The sequence below is a fragment of the Sphingorhabdus sp. genome (genome assembly GCF_044239665.1).
Taxonomy (GTDB): Bacteria; Pseudomonadota; Alphaproteobacteria; order Sphingomonadales; family Sphingomonadaceae; genus Sphingorhabdus_B.
This window is the reverse complement of the sequence record NZ_JBIIBA010000008.1, coordinates 33330-49691: the sequence shown is the minus strand read 5'-3', so window position 1 is coordinate 49691 and position 16362 is coordinate 33330. Positions and strand designations below refer to the sequence as shown.

Below are 16362 nucleotides of genomic sequence, written 5' to 3'. Positions count from 1 at the left end.
CGCTATAGGCAGTGACTTATGCTTGGCGCGTAGCCAACACGTCATAATGCTTCCCGCGACCCACGGTCTCGAAATGGGTGAAGCCGCCGCTTTCCAAAATTGCGCGCAAGCCGTCGGCGTCGCTCCATTTGGCATCGACTTCATAAAACACCGACTGGATGCGCGATAGAAACCGCGACTTGACCAACTCTGCCATGACCGCGGCTTCATGCCCCTCGACATCGACCTTGATGACCAACATTTCAGGTTCGCCAATCAAGTCATCAAACGTTTCCATATTGATGGTACTGATGTCCAAACCGTCGGCACCATCATTACGGAGCGACGCAAGCCCGCTGTGGGCGGCATCAAACACGATTTTCGCGGTGCCCGCTTGGTTTGACAGGGCGGCTTGCACCGCTTGGACTTTACCTTGAAGGTTGTTGGCATTGATATTCTGGCGCAACCGCTCAAACGTGTCCGGCACTGGCTCAAGCGCAATCGCGCCCGTGCAATGCGGGTTCTGGCCGGCAATCAGACTATAGAGGCCTTGGTTTGCGCCAATGTCTAAAAAGACGAACGGCTCTGTGAGGCCTTTCAGAAAATCGGATAGGCCGTGCCCATACACAGCAAAACGGCAATAAATGAATGTACGGTCGCGCCAGTTTGTTTTCATCAGCACGCCATAGCTGGAGCGGCTAAAACCATTGCCTTCGCCGCCAAGCTTTGTCCGCAATTTGGCATATGGCAGAAACACGGCCTTTTTCAGCTGTTTTATGAGAAAATCCGTGCTTGTCATTTCTATTCCCCCGACCCGAATATGGGCGCGTAATCACATCCCGTTGCGTGGCGCAAGGCGGGATTGGTTATAACTCCAAATCAACAGGCTCGCGAGGACAATGCTTTGCAATATGCCATGCACGCCAGCACCGTTCAGGCCGAACCACCAAATCATGAGCGGTAGCATAGGTAACATGCCCACATTACTGGCCAAATTGGCGCGAGCACTGACCCAGGGCCGTCCTTGCGCGGTGAGTGCCGCCGATAAAGTCGGCATGCCTGCAATCATCGCTCGACCAAGCAGGACCAAGATAAGCAACGACGCGCCGCCTGCAAAGCTTGCGCCGCCAAGCAGCACCAGAACTTCTCCCGCAAACAGACACATGATGGCTGCGGCGAGCAATGCCATGCCTGTTGCGAAGATGGCCGAACGCCGGACAGCTTTTCCGGCGGCTTTGCTATCGCCGCTAATCAACAGGCGGGTTACGACCGGATAAGCGGCCTCCCCAAGCATTTGCGCGGGTTGAATCAGAATGGCACTTGCCCTTTGCACGAGGGCATACAGGCCCGCAGCGGCCGGCCCTAGCATCCAGCCAATGATTAAGGGCGTCGCCTTAGGCGCAATGTCGCGCAAGGTGAGGTCGAGATTGGTTGTCGCAATGAAGCGCACGATACCCGGATTGTCGCGCCGCGTGCCCTTTAACGTCGGCCGCCCATCTGCGCCTATTGTCAGATGGCGCGTACCAATCCAGCATAAGAGCCACATGGAAAGACCCTCGGCAATCGCAGCGGCGAGCCACACCCACAAAAATGCAGTCAGCCCACCGCCCGTAAACAAAATGACAAGTGCCCCTATTAGGCGGATCAGCGGCATGATGACGGGGTGCAGACCGATCAGGTCAAAGCGTTCGGCCAGCTGAAGCAAGCCTTGTGGCGTGGCCCGAACCGTGGCGAGAATGGCCAAGCAATATAGCCCGCCAAATTGGATCGCTTGTGGGCTCCACCCCAAGGATGCGCCTACCCATGGAACCAGCAGCATCGCCACGCCGATGGCCACAGCGGCCATGCCGAGTTCAATAACTGCAAGCAACACTATGAGGTTGCGGAACTGTGTAGCTGCGCCACGGTTGAGCGCTTCTGCGCCATAACGAACCATGCCGTGGAAACCAGAAAAGGCGATGGTCCCACCCATCAGCGTCGCAAAGCCGTGCACCAGATTGAGTACACCATATTGTTCGACCCCAAGGATACGGGCCGCGATGGCAATCGAACCAAGGCTGATGATGCCGGCTGCCGCCTTGCCCGAAAGCAATCGACCCATATTTGCAGCGATTCGGTGCAGCGGTGAATGGGCCGATACGGGCAATTGGGGTGCCCCTTCAACCAATAGCTTGATCCAGATAATCGATGATGGCTGCCGTCGCACGCACCGATGCAGCTACGTCGGTGACAGAAAAACTGTCTTCCAATGCGGCACGCTGCGCATCGCTAAACGAAGCCTGCGACGCAAAAGCCGCATCGACAGCACCGATAATGTCGCTGGCGTCGGTCTCCACAGGTCCAGTTGCCCAGTGGCGGTAATTAGGGTTCCCTTGCCATGGCGTGTCATGGGCATCCAAAAACAGGCACGGGCACGGGCGCGGGCGATTAAGAAACTCATAGACCTGACTGCTCACATCGCCCAGATACAGGTCCGCCGCGTTGGTATAGGTCATGTCTGTGCAGGCTGGGCTGCCCAAATCCATCAACATATGCGGTGCATCATTATATCGGCGAGGCGGCTTTTTGGCGGGCGCGATCGACAGCCTATCAATTGTGATTGTCCATGGTCGCGCAAACAGCATCACATGCGGCGCAAAAATAAGATTGTAGCGGCCGCTTTGGTAGAACTGCTCCAACACCTCTGCACCGAATTTGAACCAGCTAGAAAGATGCGGCGAAGGGTGAGGGTTGTATAGAATGGTCCGGCGATCGGATTCTGGAAATAGCGGCTTTTGTTCGGGCACTATGATATCGAATTTGGCATATCCCGTGATGCGGATCTTTTCGGGCGGAACCCCTGCATCACAGATCAGGCGGTCGCGGATTTTTTCGCCCGACACCAAAATGAGGTCGAATTGGGCGCTTTCCGCATTGAACCCTATCGCACGATCGCCAGCACCATGCCGTGTGTGGATGAACTTTATGTCCTCCAAGCCATAGCGCGTTTTCAGGATGAGGCTCGATTTTTCCGACACCACTAGCGCGTCAAACTGCCTAAAAAAATCGAGATTGTCGCGGTAGACGAGGAGCTTGCGCGCTGGCACTAGGCTGTCCAATGCACGGACGAGCATTTGCGACACCGTCGATTTAGTCTGCAGCTGGACAATTTTCAGGCCATTTAGCGCCGCGCCGCTTAATCTGCGGATTTCCGCTTCAGCCATCGTGCTAGTGACAGCCAGCGTCACATCAGCAACGCCGCTTTTGGCCATCTGCAACGCAATTGGCAGACTATGCGCAATCTGGTGCGTTTGATCATGGTTGAACAGGAAACAGATTTTTTTCACGCGATTCAACGCCCCTTATCGCTCGAAAAGTCGCGTATTTGCCAATTTTTTTGCGCCGCCAGCCGGCGTAGCTTTTCAGATGGGTTGACCATATATGCCGCATCTGCCCAATCCATCAACGGTGCGTCGCTGGCGTGGTCGGAATATACTGAAATATGGCAGTCTTCGCGTTTCAGTCCCTGCGCGTCGAACCATGTTCTGACCATTTTCAACTTTTCCGGGCCATAGCAATTTTCGCCATCGATGAGGTGACGGGTCTTGCCGTCGGGTCGCAATTTGTGCCGCGTTGCCACAACAGCATCAAAACCCATAAGTTCACCTATTTCATGGGCGTAAAATGCTGGTGCAGCCGAAGCAATCACCATTTTTTTATTTTGGCTTCGGTCATTTTCAATAGATTTAGCCGCGCCGGGTTGAATATCGGTTAAAACGGCTTCGGCTACAAAATCTGCGACGATTTTAGTAAGGATATCAGCATCCAAATTACGTCCCATGAACATGCTTATACCAAATTGCTTCAATGGCTTGCGGCCATATAAACCAACGCGGTATCCAATCAAGGCCATGATCCATATGGGTAGCCCAGCGAGCCGAAACGGCGCTGCCCGCTGTGCGTGATAGAGCAGAAAACGGGTGAAGGTCGGACGGCGCGTGATGGTTTTGTCGAGATCATATATTGCAATATTCATATTTGATGGCCAAGCCTCGCCTTAAGGTGCCGTCAGACAAATCGACGAACCCTTCTGATTTTTTCGCGTTTAGGAGAAGCGACTTGCAAGCGCAATGGACCTGCATCGTTCTTGCCGGACAGCGGCCCGGCCCCGATATGCTCGCCCAGCATTTCGCCCTTGAACGCAAGGCCTTAGTCCCGGTTCGCGGCGAACCGATGATTTGCCATGTCGTCCGCACGCTGCATATGTCACCGCATATCGGCACAATCATCATATTGTCGCAGGACGCAGAGCATCTGCGTTCTGCCGTTGACGCAGCGGGGGGCGCCATTTTGGTGGAAAGCCAGAACAGCATTTCCTTGAGCATTAAGGCGCAGGCCGAGACCCTCGGTTTTTCATCGCCCTTATTGGTGACCACGGCGGACCATCCCTTGTTGACTGTGGAGATGATTGACGAATTTGTCCGCCATGCGGATGGCGATGTTGCGGTCGCGATGGTTGAACGCCAAACTATGCTAAAGCAATTTCCGGATGCGCAGCGGACCTGGCTGCGCTTTTCCGACGGCGCTTGGTCTGGGGCCAATCTGTTCGCGCTGATGACCCAGAAGTCATCATTTGCGCTCGAATTATGGGCCGATGCTGAGCAAGACCGCAAAAAGGCGTGGCGGCTATTTCTGCATTTTGGTCTGTTTTTGGCGATACGTGCTCTTACCCGCACCATTGGCTTGCATCAGGCGATGGAGAGGGCTGGGAAGCGGCTTGGTCTAGACGCACAGTTGGTTCCCATGTCCGACCCCGTTGCCGCCATAGATGTCGACAAGCTGAGCGATCATGTGCTTGCAGAAAAAATACTGACCGAACGCGCGGCGCAGAGCGGCAATATTGATGTGGCCTGATTAGCGGCCCATTTTCTTTTGCCGACGACGCTGCACCGACGAACCAATACCCATGGCCTCACGATATTTGGCGACCGTCCGGCGGGCAATGTCAAAGCCCTTTGCCGTTAGCAGTTCGACTAACATATCGTCCGACAGGATTTTATCGCCCTCGGCGTCAATCAGCGATTTGATATGGCTTTTGACCGCTTCGGCAGATGCGCCTTCGCCATCGGCGGACTGAACGCCGGATGAAAAGAAATATTTGAGGTCAAACAGCCCCCGTCCGCAATGCAGATATTTGTTACTGGTTACCCGGCTGACGGTAGATTCATGCATCTCAATAGCATCTGCGACCTGGCGCAGCGTCAAGGGTCGCAACTGCGCAACACCGCGCCGGAAAAACCCTTCTTGCTGCTTCACGATTTCGGTCGCGACTTTGACGATCGTACGTTGACGTTGGTCCATGGCCTTGATCAGCCAATTGGCATCGGCCATGCAATCGCTCAGCCAAGCCTTAGTGGCCTTATCCTGTCCAAGTTCAGCCACATAGCTTCTGTTGATAAGCAACCGCGGCAGGTTAGCGCTGTTCAATTCGATCGACCAACCATCGCCGCGAGGTGTCACATAGATATCCGGTGTCACCGCCATGCTGTCTTCGCTCTCAAAACGGCACCCTGGCTTTGGATCATAGCCGCGCAGTTCCATCAACATATCGCGCAAATCTTCGTCGTCGACACGGCACATGCGTTTCAATTGGTCAAAAGCGCCCTTTGCGACCAAATCGAGATTGGCAATCAGCCTTGCCATGCATGGGTCATAGCGGTCCGCATCCTTGGCCTGAAGCGCAAGGCACTCGGCAAGATTGCGTGCACCAACGCCTGTGGGGTCAAAGCGCTGCAACTCGGTCAGCGCAGCTTCTGCTTCGGCCAAGGGCACATTAAGCCTTTGCGCCATTGCCAGCAAATCCTCACCCACATAACCCGTGGGTTCAATATTTTCGATAATCTGTTGAACCAGAAAAAGCTGGCGACCCGAAAGGCCTGCACCCGCCTGCGCCATTAAATGTTCGCGTAAATTAACGTCACGCGCGGCAAAGCTATCAAAATCTGGGCCGTCGCCGTCAAAACTGCCGCTGGACAGCGCGCTGCCCGACAGGCCAAGCATCCCGTCTGCGCCGCCCACGCTGTCGGATGGCGCATCATGATGAAAGGTCTCTGCGCCGAAATCGACGTCAAGCGCGTCGGAGGCGGCGTGGCTGTCATTGCCTAAAATTTCGTCACTGTCGCGTTCGTTGCTCTCCGCAACTTTGGCTTGCGTTAATTCATGAACGGGCGTGTCGGCTATGGAATCGCTGCCGCCCGCATCAAGCACTGGGTTGCGTTCCACTTCTTCTGCTATGAAGGCTTCGATTTCGAGCGATGAAAGCGCCAATAGCTTGATCGCTTGCTGCAGCTGCGGCGTCATGACCAGCGACTGGCTTTGGCGGAGGTCGAGGCGCGGAGTTAATGCCATGACGTTAGTTTTCCGTCATTTCCTCCACATCACATTGCAAAGCTCTCGCCCAGATATAGGCGGCGGACATTGGGATCGGCGACCAGCGCCTCTGGTGATCCGGCAAACAGGACCTGCCCGCCGTAAATGATGCAGGCACGGTCAACGATATCCAAGGTTTCACGGACATTATGATCCGTGATGAGCACGCCAATTCCGCGTGTTTTGAGTTCCTTCACAAGATCGCGAATGTCCGAGATCGAAATCGGGTCAATGCCGGCAAAGGGTTCGTCAAGCAACATGATCGAAGGGTTCGCGGCCAGTGCGCGGGCGATCTCGCACCGCCGCCGCTCTCCGCCGGACAAGGCCATGGCAGGCGCGCTACGCAAACGGGTAAGGCCAAATTCGTCCAGAAGTTTTTCCAGCCGCTCGCCGCGCGATTCTGCATCGGGTTCCGACATTTCGAGCACTGCGCTGATATTCTGCTCAACCGTCATCCCGCGAAAAATGGAGGTTTCCTGCGGCAGATAGCCAAGCCCCAAAATGGCGCGGCGATACATTGGCAGCTTGGTTATATCCGCGCCATCGAGTGTGATGCGGCCGCTATCGGGCTTTACCAGTCCCATGATCGAGTAAAAACAGGTCGTCTTGCCCGCGCCATTGGGTCCAAGCAGGCCAACCACTTCGCCCTTTGCCACGGACAGCGAAACATCCGTCAAAACCGCGCGCTTGTCATAGCTTTTGGCGATAGACACAACGCCCAGCCCTGATTGCATAGCTGCATCGGTGGTTGCATCAGCAGCAGGTGGGTTGGCCTTCATGCTTTCCATATTCAATATTCGCCCGCAATGATGCTTTTATTTTCTGGATGATAGCTAGTGAATAGCGAAGCATTTTGCAATTGGCATGGTTTATGATGCGTCGTTTTGGATGCCTAGTCCGTTCACACCTAGATCCTGGCCCTAATCTTTGCGTTTTGGTACGCTGAAGGTTCCAGTGACACGGCCACCGCCATTCGTTGTGCCTGTTGCAGCGCCGCCGTTGATGGTTGAACGGCCTGAGTTCAGGTCGATGACCAATCGGCCACCGGTGAGACGATTACTGCCTTGCACGAGGTTCACATTGCCGATCAGCGTGATTAGGCTCGAATCGAGATCGTAAATGGCGGAGTTGCTCGTGGCGCGAAGGTCGTCCTTGGTGATGGTCACGCCGCCAGTCGCATCGAGACGGTTTACGTCTACGCCGCCGGCATTCGTGTAAGCCGCGGTAAGGCGATTTGCCTTCAGCGAAAGGCCTGCCTGCGTCACGGTCACGCCGCCAGATAAAACAACGCGGTCCGCGCGGTCTTGCAACTCCGAAGCTGCCGCTGAAAAATCGATAGGGGCGTTGCTATCATGATTACGAATGCTTTGCGCCGTCGAAGCCGTGGATAGCATGCTCATGCCAGCAATCGCTGCACACAGGCCGAAGGAGAGAGAGCGGATAGTCATTGCGCGCTCACTTAATCGCATTCTGGTCGATACGCAAACGAACGCCGCCATCCAGACGCACAATACGCGTTTCGAGGTCCGCGCGCAGGCGCCCTGCGTGGAAGGTGCCAACTTTCGTCCGACCGCTAACAGGACCAAAGCTTTGCATCGAACGATCTTTCAACGATAGCTCTACATTGCTGGCGACCATGTCATAGCCCGTCGATTGAACAGCCAAGGGGCCGTTCACACGCATCGTTTCTTTATTCAGGTCATAAACCCCGCGCTGCGCGACGATGGACGCTGGCCCGTCATTTAACATGATCTGGCCCGACAAGGATGTCATGTCCAAGACAGGGTCAGCGGATGTTTTCTGCACTGCGCTGCCCGCGCGTAAGGAAAAAGGCCGGCCTTTGCTGTCATCACCGCGGTATAATGCCTCAACGACTCGCAACCGCTCGCGCGAAAAATCTACTTCATCTTTGTTCAGCACGAAGCTCAATTCCTGCTTGCCGGTAAAGGGGCTGAATGCCAGCAGCGCCACCAACAGGCCAATGATGACGGGCAACACAACGCGCAGCGCGCGGATCAGGCGATCATGCCGTCCGCCCGGCATTGCCCAGCGCTGTCTTTGTGTGCGTTCAAGATCGGCTTGTGCTGACATGATAGATGCCTAACGAGATCGAAGCTTAACTGTGCCCGAATATGTCGATTTCTGGCCAACCTGCAAGATCAAGGTCTGCACGGTGCGGCAGAAAGTCAAAACATGCCTGCGCCAAAGCGGTGCGGTCTTCACGTTCAAGGCGGATCACAAATTCGGCATGCAGGCGGTGGAGATAGCGTACATCGCTTGCGGCATAATCCTTTTGCGCTTCGGACAATATGGGGCCACCCCAATCGCTTGATTGCTGTTGCTTCGAAATATCGGTTGCCAGCATTTCTTTGACCAATTCTTTCAAACCATGGCGGTCCGTATATGTCCGCGTCAGGCGTGAGGCGATTTTCGTGCAGAATAATGGTGTCGCGACGACATTCAAATAATGCGAAATCGCGGCCAAATCGAATCGGGCATAATGAAACAGCTTCAGGCGCGCAGGATCGGCAAGAACGGCACGTAAATTTGGCGCCTTATAATCGCTATCGCCGCCAAAACGGACCAAATGCTCGTCCCCGCGGCCATCCGAAATCTGCAATAGGCAAAGCCGGTCGCGTGGGGTTATCAACCCCATGGTTTCAGTATCAACGGCGACCGGACCTTCGGCCAAGACGCCAGCGGGAAGGTCTTCTTCGTGTAAATATACGCTCATGAACATCCCTTGCCCGACCATGCTGCCCAAGGCAAATGAAACTAAGGCGGTTGCGTAGCGAATTGCCGCAGCAATATTTGCTATCGCGTCACATTTTATTACGATATAGCTTGCCATCGCGCAGTCACCAACGGCCGCGCTTGTGACGTGCAGTACAGTCGCCCTCGACTGCATAACATAGTGGTTTAGGGCGATGAGAAGGCAAGCAAGAAGTTATGGGTTTTGATCGCAAGCGTGCTGGCAAGGGCCGGGACAAGAGAGACGGTTTCGGTGATGAAAGCTATGATGGTTATCGCGCGCCATCCCCCTATCAAAGTGATTTTGGTGGCGGCCGTTCAGGCGGCGGTGGATATGGCGGCGGCGGTAACAGCGGCGGCAGCGGCGGTGGTTTTGGTGCCCCGCGCCGTGGCCCCGGCGGCCCCCCAATGCCCGCTCAAGTCATCGGTTCTGGCAAGGGAATCGTCAAATTTTTCAATGGCCAAAAAGGTTTTGGCTTCATTCAGGTAGATGGGCGTCCCGACGACGTCTTCGTGCACATTAGCGCTGTCGAGCAAGCTGGCTTGGCTGGCCTTGCCGAAGGCCAACCGCTTGAGTTCCAACTGGTGGAACGTGGCGGCAAGGTGTCGGCAACCGATCTTGTGATCGACGGTGAACCAATGGCCGTCAGCGAACGCGCACCGCGTCCTGACCGTCCCGCTTTTGATCGTGACCGTGCACCGCGCGGTGATGATCGTGGTGGCTTCCGTGGTGGCGACCGCGATTCGGCCCCACGCGGTCCGCAGCGCGAATCGACTGGCGAACGGGCCAATGGCACCGTGAAATTCTTCAACGACATGAAGGGTTTTGGTTTTGTGCAGCGCGATGATGGCGGCGAAGATGTGTTTGTGCACATCTCAGCGCTTGAGCGTTCGGGCATGGGTCAAGTGACTCAGGGCGACCGTTTGGCCTTCGACATCGAAATCGATCGTCGCGGCAAATATTCGGCAACAAATCTGAGCACGCTTTCCGAATAAGCTTTGCTCTGACATTCAAAAAGGCGGGTGCAGCAATAAGCTTTGCCCGCCTTTTTTGTGTCTGGACCCTAGGCCTTGCCGATGGTCGCGGCCAAGAACCAAGCGCGTTGCTCGGCTTGGTCGGTCCAATCGTCAAGCAACCCATCGGTGGCATTATCGCCCGCTTCGTCGGCTAGGCCTTTGGCGTCCTTTAACGCTGTGATCAGCGTCTCATTATCTGCGTGTAGCTCTTTGAGCATCTGGGCGGCATCGGTTGCCGTCGAATCATGATCCATAATTCGCTGCTTTGCCGCGATAGAACCGATTGAGGTCAGCGTATCCTGACCCAATTTGCGCACGCGTTCGGCCACAAGGTCAGTCGTGGCGATCAGCTCTGTCGCTTGTTCGTCAAACAGCAGATGATATTCGCGGAAATGCGGACCCGTGACATGCCAGTGGAAATTCTTGGTTTTCAAATATAACGCGTAATAATCGGCCAGTAGGCCATTTAACGCGTCTGCCAATGCCTTTTTGCTATTGTCGCCAGCTGCCATTGCAGTTCTCCTATATCGGGGGGGAACCTTGATATGGGAACGAAGGGACCGATTTCCAACCTACGGGGCGCGTGGGCAGCGCCTTATGCAGCAATGTTGCAGCAATCGCGCGCGCACACGACGTTTTGGTGCAAATTTGGCCGGTCTGCTACTCCTATGCCCGCTTATTGGCTTGACTTTAGCCCCGCGAATCCGCATTGGCCCCCATCTGTGAACAGCGCGGCTTTTTTCTGCGTAGTTTTTTGCGAAATTTTTGAACAAAAGGAATGGGCCATGGCGAAGCCAGCCACGATCAAGATCAAGTTGCTCAGCACCGCTGACACGGGCTTTTTCTACGTGACCAAGAAAAATCCGCGCAACATCACCGAAAAGATGACGTTCCGCAAATATGATCCCGTCGTGCGCAAGCATGTCGAGTTCAAGGAAGCCAAAATCAAGTAAGCCAACGCGCTGCTTGAGTGAGGTATCGATCAGGGCGCTTCGGGCGCCCTTTTTGATTCGGTTTCAGCTACCTCTGTAATGAATTTACCTAATAGATATGCCGGTCGTGCTTTAGCCCGTTAACGGTAAGCATGATTGATCGGAGATCAGTCTCAAAAAGCTGTGCCGCTTTTGCTGTGACCCCAAACTTCTGATACAATTCGTCTCGACTGGTCAATCAAGCATCCTCTCGCTTAACCCACAATGCCCCGCACTGCCTCCAGAAACTTCATCACGGACACAGGCTTCGACAGATAGCCCTTTGCGCCCGCCGCCATGATGCGTTCTTCGTCGCCTTTGCCGGCATAAGCGGTGACGGCCAGCACGGGGACGGCCGACAGAGCGGCGTCTTTTTGCATGGCTTCGATCAAGTCGATGCCGCTGACATGCGGCAATTGAATGTCCATGATGACAAGATCGGGTGCAAAGCCTAGCGCGCGTTCCAGCGCCAGCCGCCCATCGCGCACGCCTTCCACCGTAAACTGATGCGCGCGCAAAAGGTCGGTGAATAGCTTGAGGTTGAGTTCATTATCCTCAACGATCATCACCTTTTTACTCATACCGACCTTTTCCCGCTTTGCGTTCGTGGATGCCTTGGCTTAAGCGAAAGCCATGCATGAAACAAACGACAAGTTAGACGCATCAGCTATGGCGTTTCAGGCCTTGGCTTGGGCGTTGATGGAAGAATCACGGGCGGAGCGCTTATTGTCGCTCACGGGCCTCACGCCAGAGGGCTTGCGCAGCAGCGTTATGGAACGCAGCACGCAGGCCGCGATATTATCGTTTTTGGAGGCTTATGAGCCAGATCTTGTCGCATGTGCGGCGGTCATCGGGGTGTCACCTGCCTTATTGGTGCAAGCGCGGCAGGAGTTAGAAGCATGAGTATTAGAGATCCCCGGCCACTTTTGATTTCAGATTGCGACGAAGTGTTGCTTCATATGATTGTCCCTTTTCGCGATTGGCTCGATGAGGCGCACCATATCCATTTCGACTTCGTCCATGGCGATTGGGGAGAGGCGCTGCGCCACAAGCATGACGGCACGGTCGTTGAACGCGGGCAGGTCTGGGATTTGCTCAATGGCTTTTTCGATACCGAAATGCACCGGCAACAGGCGATAGATGGAGCGGTAGACAGCCTCAACCGCTTGCGTGAACATGCCGATGTCGTCATCCTGACTAACCTGCTCGATCATCGGGCGGGGCCACGCACAGAGCAACTGCGGGCCGTTGGCATCGATGCGCCAGTCTATTGCAATCAAGGCGGCAAGGGCGAGGCACTTGGACGAATTCTCGAAGAATATCGGCCTAGCGTAGCTGTTTTTGTCGACGATCTGGGGCATCAGCACGATTCGGTTGGCGAACAACATCCCGATGTGTGGCGGCTACATTTTGTCGGTGAGCCGTTGCTGTGGGATCGCGTGAAACCCTCGACATCAGCACATGCGCGGCTGGATCGTTGGGCGGACGCGGAAATATGGATTAAGGAAAAGCTGGTTTTGAATGCGCCAGCGCCTGCATTGGAAAAGGTAGTATGATGATCGAAGCAAAATTGGCCGAATTGGGCATTACTCTTCCGGCACCTGCTGCGCCGGTCGCATCCTATGTGCCTGCTGTCGAAGCGAACGGGATGCTGTTCATTTCGGGGCAGTTGCCCTTTGTCGATGGCAAGGTTATCACCGGCAAGGTCGGTGACACGCGCAGTCTTGAAGAAGGCAAGGCCGCAGCCAAGGCGTGCGGCATCATGCTGATCGCGCAGATGAAGGCGGCCCTCGGTGGCGACCTCGACCGCGTCGAACGGGTCGTAAAGCTTGGCGTATTTGTTGCCTCCACCCCTGATTTCACGGATCAACCCGAAGCCGCCAATGGCGCATCGGATTTAATGGAAGCGGTGTTCGGCGACGCCGGAAAGCACGCACGGGCAGCGGTGTCGGTCCCAGTCTTGCCGCGCAATGCAACGGTGGAGATTGACTGCGTTGTGAAGGTCCGCGCAGTTTAATGAGCGACGGCGTCACCGCCGAACTTTTAAGCAAGGTCAGCGATATTCCTGCCGACCAGTGGGATGCGCTGAACCCTCGGGGCAACCCATTTGTGGGCCACGCGTTTTTGTCCGCGTTGGAAGAGTCTGGAAGCGTTGGTCCGGGCACGGGCTGGTCGCCTGCGCCGGTCATCATGCGCGATGCGGATGGTATTCCAGTGGCAGCACTTCCTGCCTATCTTAAGACCCATAGCCAAGGCGAATATGTGTTCGACCATCATTGGGCGGACGCGTTTCACCGGGCGGGCGGGCAATATTATCCCAAGCTACAAATCGCCGCGCCATTCTCGCCCGTGCCCGGGCCGCGATTGTTAGTACGCGATCCATCAATGGCACTGCCAATCTTGCGTGCGGCGGAAGCAATTGTGGACCAGAATGGCCTATCGTCCGTGCATGCGACTTTTTTGGAGGAAACTGAGCTGGCGCAATTTCGCGCGGCGGGATGGCTGACGCGGGTCGGCACACAATTTCATTGGCAGAATCGCGATTATGCGAATTTTGAAGACTTTCTGGGTGCGCTGTCTTCACGCAAGCGTAAGGCAATCCGCAAGGAACGTGCAGGCGCGCAAGATGCGGTGCGGATAGAGCAAATTTCAGGTGCGGACATTACGCCGGAACATTGGGATGCGTTCTGGATATTCTATCAGGATACCGGCGCGCGCAAATGGGGCACGCCATATTTGACCCGCGCGTTTTTCGACATCATCGGGACAAAAATGCGCGACAGTATCGTCTTGTTTTTGGCTTTTGACGGGGAGCGTCCGATTGCCGGCGCACTCAATTTTGTCGGTCCTGATTGCCTCTATGGCCGTTATTGGGGGCGCACCCGCGAGGTGCCGTTTTTGCATTTCGAATTATGTTATTATCAGGCGATTGATTACGCCATCGCGCATCGCTTGGCCCGCGTAGAGGCCGGCGCACAGGGCGCGCATAAATTGGCGCGCGGTTATGAAGCGGTGCCGACCTATTCCGCGCATTACATCGCCAATGAAGGGTTCCGTGCGGCAGTTGCCGATTTTCTGGAACGCGAAACAGAGGCCATGGAACGCGAGATTGAATTTTTGGGCGAGATGGCGCCCTTTAAGAAGGGCTAAGGCCAACCAAACGGCTCTTGCAATCCGCTATTTAATCGCGCAATTAAATGCAGAGAGAGGAATCAGCCCATGAGCACACCAAGCCTGCAGGAACTTGACCGTTTTGAAAAGCAATGCGACGCGTGGTTTGCCGAAAATACGGTGCGCGACCCCGGTTTCATGCTGCCTTTGACCTTTATGGAAGTGTCGACGGATCAGCAGTTTGATTTTCTGCGCGATTGGCAACGCAAGGTTTATGAGGCGGGCTATTTCGGCATGTCTTGGCCCACCGAATATGGCGGCTATGGCATGCATCCCGAATATCAGCGCATCGCCACGCGGATCATGAAAAGCCATGATGCGCCCATCATGCTCAACGCGATTGCCAATGGCTGGACGGGGCCCTTGTTGCTGGACATTGGCCGTGAGGAAGACAAGCGCCGTTTCATCAAGCCTATGCTTTCAGCCGAAGAAATCTGGTGTCAGGGCTTTTCGGAGCCCGAGCATGGTTCCGACCTTGGCAGTGCGCAGACCAAGGCTGTGCGGGATGGCGACGAATATGTCATCAACGGCTCCAAGATCTGGACGTCCTTGGGCGATCGCGCTGATTATATGATCTTGCTCGCGCGCACATCGAATGACGGACCAAGCAAATATGCTGGGCTCTCGTTCTTCCTCGCGCCCATGAAAATTCCCGGCGTTGAAACGCGGCGGCTGAAGAAACTCACTGGCGAATATGGTTTTACCCAATGCTTTTTCACCGATGCACGCATACCGGCATCGGGCCTTGTCGGCGAAGAAGGGCAAGGCTGGATGGTCGCGATGAAAACGTTGGAATATGAACGCGGCGCGAAGGTTAATCCGGTCGGCGGCTATTTCGTCAAGGAAATGGACGTGATGGGCGTTGTCGATATGGCGCGTTCGGCAAAGCGCGGCGGTAAACCTGTGTTGGATGACCCCGTTATGCGCGACAGGCTGGTGGATTATATGATCGAGATTCAGGCGCTGAACCTCAACAACCAACGCCGCCGCATGGCACCGTTGACCAGTGACCGCCCGATGGGGTTGGCTTTGATGAACAAGCTGGCGCGCACCGAATTAGTGCGCGAATTGACCGAATTCTCGCTCCAGTTTCAGGGCACGCGCGCGGGCTATTATGTTGGTGACGAAAATGCGGTCGATGATGGCTATTGGCACCGGTCTTACCTCAATAGTTTTTCCGCCACTATTGGTGGCGGCACGAGCCAGATTCAGAAGAATATCATTGGCGAACATGTGCTTGGTTTGCCGAAGGGGCGGTAGGTACGTCCAAAGCACCATATCCGTTGCTGAAGTGAGAGGAATGCAATGTCTGAAGTCCTAACCCAAGCTCAGGACGGTGTCCTGATCATCACCATCAACCGGCCCGAGGCGAAAAACGCGGTTAACCAAGCGGTAGCGCAAGGCATTGCTGCGGCCATGGAGCAGCTCGACAGCGACAAGAGCCTGAACGCAGGCATCATCACGGGCGCTGGCGGGACTTTCTGCTCTGGCATGGACCTGAAGGCGTTTCTGCGCGGTGAGCTGCCCAGCATCAAGGGCAAGGGTTTTGCAGGCTTTATTGAATCGCCACCGGCCAAGCCGCTCATTGGAGCCGTGGAGGGCTATGCGCTCGCAGGCGGCATGGAAATTGCGGTTGCTTGCGACCTGCTCGTGGCGAATGACAAGGCGCAGTTCGGTATTCCTGAGGTGAAGCGCAGCCTTGTCGCGGCCGCGGGTGGTTTGCTGACCTTACCATCGATTATCGGTAAACGTATGGCGATGGAGCTTGCGCTGACGGGTGATTTTATTTCGGCGCAGCGGGCGTATGAAATAGGCTTTGTGAACCGCGTGACAGACGGCGCTGCCATTGATGCCGCGCTTGAGCTTGCGGCCAAGGTTGCAGCGAACGGTCCGCTGGCACTGATTGCAACGAAACGCGTCATTAACGAACGACCCGACTGGAATTCGACGGAGATGTGGCAGAAGCAGAGCGAAATTTGTGCGCCTGTTTTTGCATCGAAGGACTCACGCGAAGGCGCGCTGGCCTTTGCCGAAAAGCGTAAGCCAATCTGGCAGGGGGAGTAAC

Annotated in this window: 20 protein-coding genes; 9 read left to right on the top strand and 11 right to left on the bottom strand. The window is 55.4% G+C overall.

Translation table 11 applies throughout. The features are described from left to right. Positions 1 to 16 precede the first annotated feature (16 nt). Genes ACILP3_RS04040 through ACILP3_RS04025 form a run of 4 tightly spaced genes read right to left on the bottom strand, consistent with a single transcriptional unit; the run spans position 17 to position 3994 of the window. Entirely contained in the window at positions 17 to 778 is a 762-nt protein-coding gene (locus tag ACILP3_RS04040) for an FkbM family methyltransferase (protein WP_395615389.1), read from the bottom strand. A 33-nt stretch (positions 779 to 811) separates the two neighbouring features. After that, positions 812 to 2185 (bottom strand): lipopolysaccharide biosynthesis protein, encoded by a 1374-nt coding sequence (locus ACILP3_RS04035; protein WP_395615388.1) that lies wholly within the window; start codon positions 2183 to 2185, stop codon positions 812 to 814. Continuing rightward, on the bottom strand, positions 2139 to 3305 hold the full coding sequence (locus ACILP3_RS04030) for a hypothetical protein (RefSeq protein WP_395615387.1): 1167 nt from the start codon (positions 3303 to 3305) through the stop codon (positions 2139 to 2141). The genes ACILP3_RS04035 and ACILP3_RS04030 overlap by 47 nt, the downstream gene beginning before the upstream one ends. A 5-nt stretch (positions 3306 to 3310) precedes the next feature. Continuing rightward, entirely contained in the window at positions 3311 to 3994 is a 684-nt protein-coding gene (locus ACILP3_RS04025; RefSeq protein WP_395615386.1) for an HAD family hydrolase, read from the bottom strand. Positions 3995 to 4077: 83 nt separating this feature from the next. On the opposite strand from ACILP3_RS04025, the gene ACILP3_RS04020 reads away from it, so the two are divergent. Then, positions 4078 to 4872, top strand: a complete 795-nt coding sequence (locus ACILP3_RS04020; RefSeq protein WP_395615385.1) for a nucleotidyltransferase family protein — start codon at positions 4078 to 4080, stop codon at positions 4870 to 4872. Here ACILP3_RS04020 and rpoN read toward each other — a convergent pair whose 3' ends face one another. The 5 genes from rpoN to ACILP3_RS03995 all read right to left on the bottom strand — a co-directional run bounded on the left by rpoN (position 4873) and on the right by ACILP3_RS03995 (position 9121). Continuing rightward, positions 4873 to 6366 carry an RNA polymerase factor sigma-54 gene (gene rpoN, locus ACILP3_RS04015; protein WP_395615384.1) on the bottom strand — a complete coding sequence of 498 codons (1494 nt, stop codon included), beginning with the start codon at positions 6364 to 6366 and terminating at the stop codon, positions 4873 to 4875. It abuts the gene before it with no gap. 29 nt (positions 6367 to 6395) lie between these two features. Further along, positions 6396 to 7166 carry an LPS export ABC transporter ATP-binding protein gene (gene lptB / locus ACILP3_RS04010; protein WP_395615383.1) on the bottom strand — a complete coding sequence of 257 codons (771 nt, stop codon included), beginning with the start codon at positions 7164 to 7166 and terminating at the stop codon, positions 6396 to 6398. A 141-nt stretch (positions 7167 to 7307) separates the two neighbouring features. Continuing rightward, positions 7308 to 7835 (bottom strand): LptA/OstA family protein, encoded by a 528-nt coding sequence (locus ACILP3_RS04005; protein ID WP_395615382.1) that lies wholly within the window; start codon positions 7833 to 7835, stop codon positions 7308 to 7310. Between the two features lie 7 nt (positions 7836 to 7842). After that, a complete protein-coding gene (lptC, locus tag ACILP3_RS04000; protein WP_395615381.1) occupies positions 7843 to 8478 on the bottom strand; it encodes an LPS export ABC transporter periplasmic protein LptC in 636 nt (211 codons plus the stop codon). A 25-nt stretch (positions 8479 to 8503) separates the two neighbouring features. After that, positions 8504 to 9121: a ribonuclease D gene (locus tag ACILP3_RS03995; RefSeq protein ID WP_395615380.1), complete on the bottom strand. Its 618-nt coding sequence runs from the start codon at positions 9119 to 9121 to the stop codon at positions 8504 to 8506. Positions 9122 to 9336: 215 nt separating this feature from the next. On the opposite strand from ACILP3_RS03995, the gene ACILP3_RS03990 reads away from it, so the two are divergent. Further along, a complete protein-coding gene (locus ACILP3_RS03990; protein WP_395615379.1) occupies positions 9337 to 10134 on the top strand; it encodes a cold-shock protein in 798 nt (265 codons plus the stop codon). 68 nt (positions 10135 to 10202) lie between these two features. Here ACILP3_RS03990 and ACILP3_RS03985 read toward each other — a convergent pair whose 3' ends face one another. Further along, entirely contained in the window at positions 10203 to 10667 is a 465-nt protein-coding gene (locus tag ACILP3_RS03985; protein ID WP_395615378.1) for a Dps family protein, read from the bottom strand. Positions 10668 to 10940: 273 nt separating this feature from the next. On the opposite strand from ACILP3_RS03985, the gene rpmG reads away from it, so the two are divergent. Further along, positions 10941 to 11108, top strand: a complete 168-nt coding sequence (rpmG, locus tag ACILP3_RS03980; protein ID WP_125229418.1) for a 50S ribosomal protein L33 — start codon at positions 10941 to 10943, stop codon at positions 11106 to 11108. Positions 11109 to 11341: 233 nt separating this feature from the next. Here the strand turns inward: rpmG and ACILP3_RS03975 are convergent, their stop codons facing one another. Further along, positions 11342 to 11707: a response regulator gene (locus ACILP3_RS03975; protein WP_395615377.1), complete on the bottom strand. Its 366-nt coding sequence runs from the start codon at positions 11705 to 11707 to the stop codon at positions 11342 to 11344. 52 nt (positions 11708 to 11759) lie between these two features. Between ACILP3_RS03975 and ACILP3_RS03970 the strand changes: the two genes are divergently transcribed. From ACILP3_RS03970 to ACILP3_RS03945, 6 genes are all read left to right on the top strand, one after another. Further along, positions 11760 to 12029: a DUF3572 family protein gene (locus tag ACILP3_RS03970; protein WP_395615376.1), complete on the top strand. Its 270-nt coding sequence runs from the start codon at positions 11760 to 11762 to the stop codon at positions 12027 to 12029. Then, positions 12026 to 12682 (top strand): HAD family hydrolase, encoded by a 657-nt coding sequence (locus tag ACILP3_RS03965; RefSeq protein WP_395615375.1) that lies wholly within the window; start codon positions 12026 to 12028, stop codon positions 12680 to 12682. Before ACILP3_RS03970 ends, ACILP3_RS03965 begins: the two co-directional genes overlap by 4 nt. Beyond that, positions 12679 to 13143, top strand: a complete 465-nt coding sequence (locus ACILP3_RS03960) for a RidA family protein (RefSeq protein WP_395615374.1) — start codon at positions 12679 to 12681, stop codon at positions 13141 to 13143. Before ACILP3_RS03965 ends, ACILP3_RS03960 begins: the two co-directional genes overlap by 4 nt. Beyond that, entirely contained in the window at positions 13143 to 14276 is a 1134-nt protein-coding gene (locus ACILP3_RS03955; RefSeq protein ID WP_395615373.1) for a GNAT family N-acetyltransferase, read from the top strand. Before ACILP3_RS03960 ends, ACILP3_RS03955 begins: the two co-directional genes overlap by 1 nt. Positions 14277 to 14345: 69 nt before the next feature. Then, positions 14346 to 15557 carry an acyl-CoA dehydrogenase family protein gene (locus ACILP3_RS03950; RefSeq protein ID WP_395615372.1) on the top strand — a complete coding sequence of 404 codons (1212 nt, stop codon included), beginning with the start codon at positions 14346 to 14348 and terminating at the stop codon, positions 15555 to 15557. A gap of 45 nt (positions 15558 to 15602) precedes the next feature. Then, positions 15603 to 16361: a crotonase/enoyl-CoA hydratase family protein gene (locus tag ACILP3_RS03945; RefSeq protein WP_395615371.1), complete on the top strand. Its 759-nt coding sequence runs from the start codon at positions 15603 to 15605 to the stop codon at positions 16359 to 16361. Position 16362 lies beyond the last annotated feature (1 nt).

What these genes read in the sequence shown, in the direction of transcription:
- ACILP3_RS03975 (WP_395615377.1), bottom strand. Translation starts at nt 11,707, where the DNA reads ATGAGTAAAAAGGTGATGATCGTTGAGGATAATGAACTCAACCTCAAG.
- ACILP3_RS03955 (WP_395615373.1), top strand. Translation starts at nt 13,143, where the DNA reads ATGAGCGACGGCGTCACCGCCGAACTTTTAAGCAAGGTCAGCGATATT.
- ACILP3_RS03950 (WP_395615372.1), top strand. Translation starts at nt 14,346, where the DNA reads ATGAGCACACCAAGCCTGCAGGAACTTGACCGTTTTGAAAAGCAATGC.
- lptB (WP_395615383.1), bottom strand. Translation starts at nt 7,166, where the DNA reads ATGAAGGCCAACCCACCTGCTGCTGATGCAACCACCGATGCAGCTATG.
- ACILP3_RS03985 (WP_395615378.1), bottom strand. Translation starts at nt 10,667, where the DNA reads ATGGCAGCTGGCGACAATAGCAAAAAGGCATTGGCAGACGCGTTAAAT.
- ACILP3_RS03945 (WP_395615371.1), top strand. Translation starts at nt 15,603, where the DNA reads ATGTCTGAAGTCCTAACCCAAGCTCAGGACGGTGTCCTGATCATCACC.
- ACILP3_RS03990 (WP_395615379.1), top strand. Translation starts at nt 9,337, where the DNA reads ATGGGTTTTGATCGCAAGCGTGCTGGCAAGGGCCGGGACAAGAGAGAC.
- ACILP3_RS04005 (WP_395615382.1), bottom strand. Translation starts at nt 7,835, where the DNA reads ATGACTATCCGCTCTCTCTCCTTCGGCCTGTGTGCAGCGATTGCTGGC.
- rpmG (WP_125229418.1), top strand. Translation starts at nt 10,941, where the DNA reads ATGGCGAAGCCAGCCACGATCAAGATCAAGTTGCTCAGCACCGCTGAC.
- rpoN (WP_395615384.1), bottom strand. Translation starts at nt 6,366, where the DNA reads ATGGCATTAACTCCGCGCCTCGACCTCCGCCAAAGCCAGTCGCTGGTC.
- ACILP3_RS03965 (WP_395615375.1), top strand. Translation starts at nt 12,026, where the DNA reads ATGAGTATTAGAGATCCCCGGCCACTTTTGATTTCAGATTGCGACGAA.
- lptC (WP_395615381.1), bottom strand. Translation starts at nt 8,478, where the DNA reads ATGTCAGCACAAGCCGATCTTGAACGCACACAAAGACAGCGCTGGGCA.
- ACILP3_RS04040 (WP_395615389.1), bottom strand. Translation starts at nt 778, where the DNA reads ATGACAAGCACGGATTTTCTCATAAAACAGCTGAAAAAGGCCGTGTTT.
- ACILP3_RS04025 (WP_395615386.1), bottom strand. Translation starts at nt 3,994, where the DNA reads ATGAATATTGCAATATATGATCTCGACAAAACCATCACGCGCCGTCCG.
- ACILP3_RS03970 (WP_395615376.1), top strand. Translation starts at nt 11,760, where the DNA reads ATGCATGAAACAAACGACAAGTTAGACGCATCAGCTATGGCGTTTCAG.
- ACILP3_RS03960 (WP_395615374.1), top strand. Translation starts at nt 12,679, where the DNA reads ATGATGATCGAAGCAAAATTGGCCGAATTGGGCATTACTCTTCCGGCA.
- ACILP3_RS03995 (WP_395615380.1), bottom strand. Translation starts at nt 9,121, where the DNA reads ATGAGCGTATATTTACACGAAGAAGACCTTCCCGCTGGCGTCTTGGCC.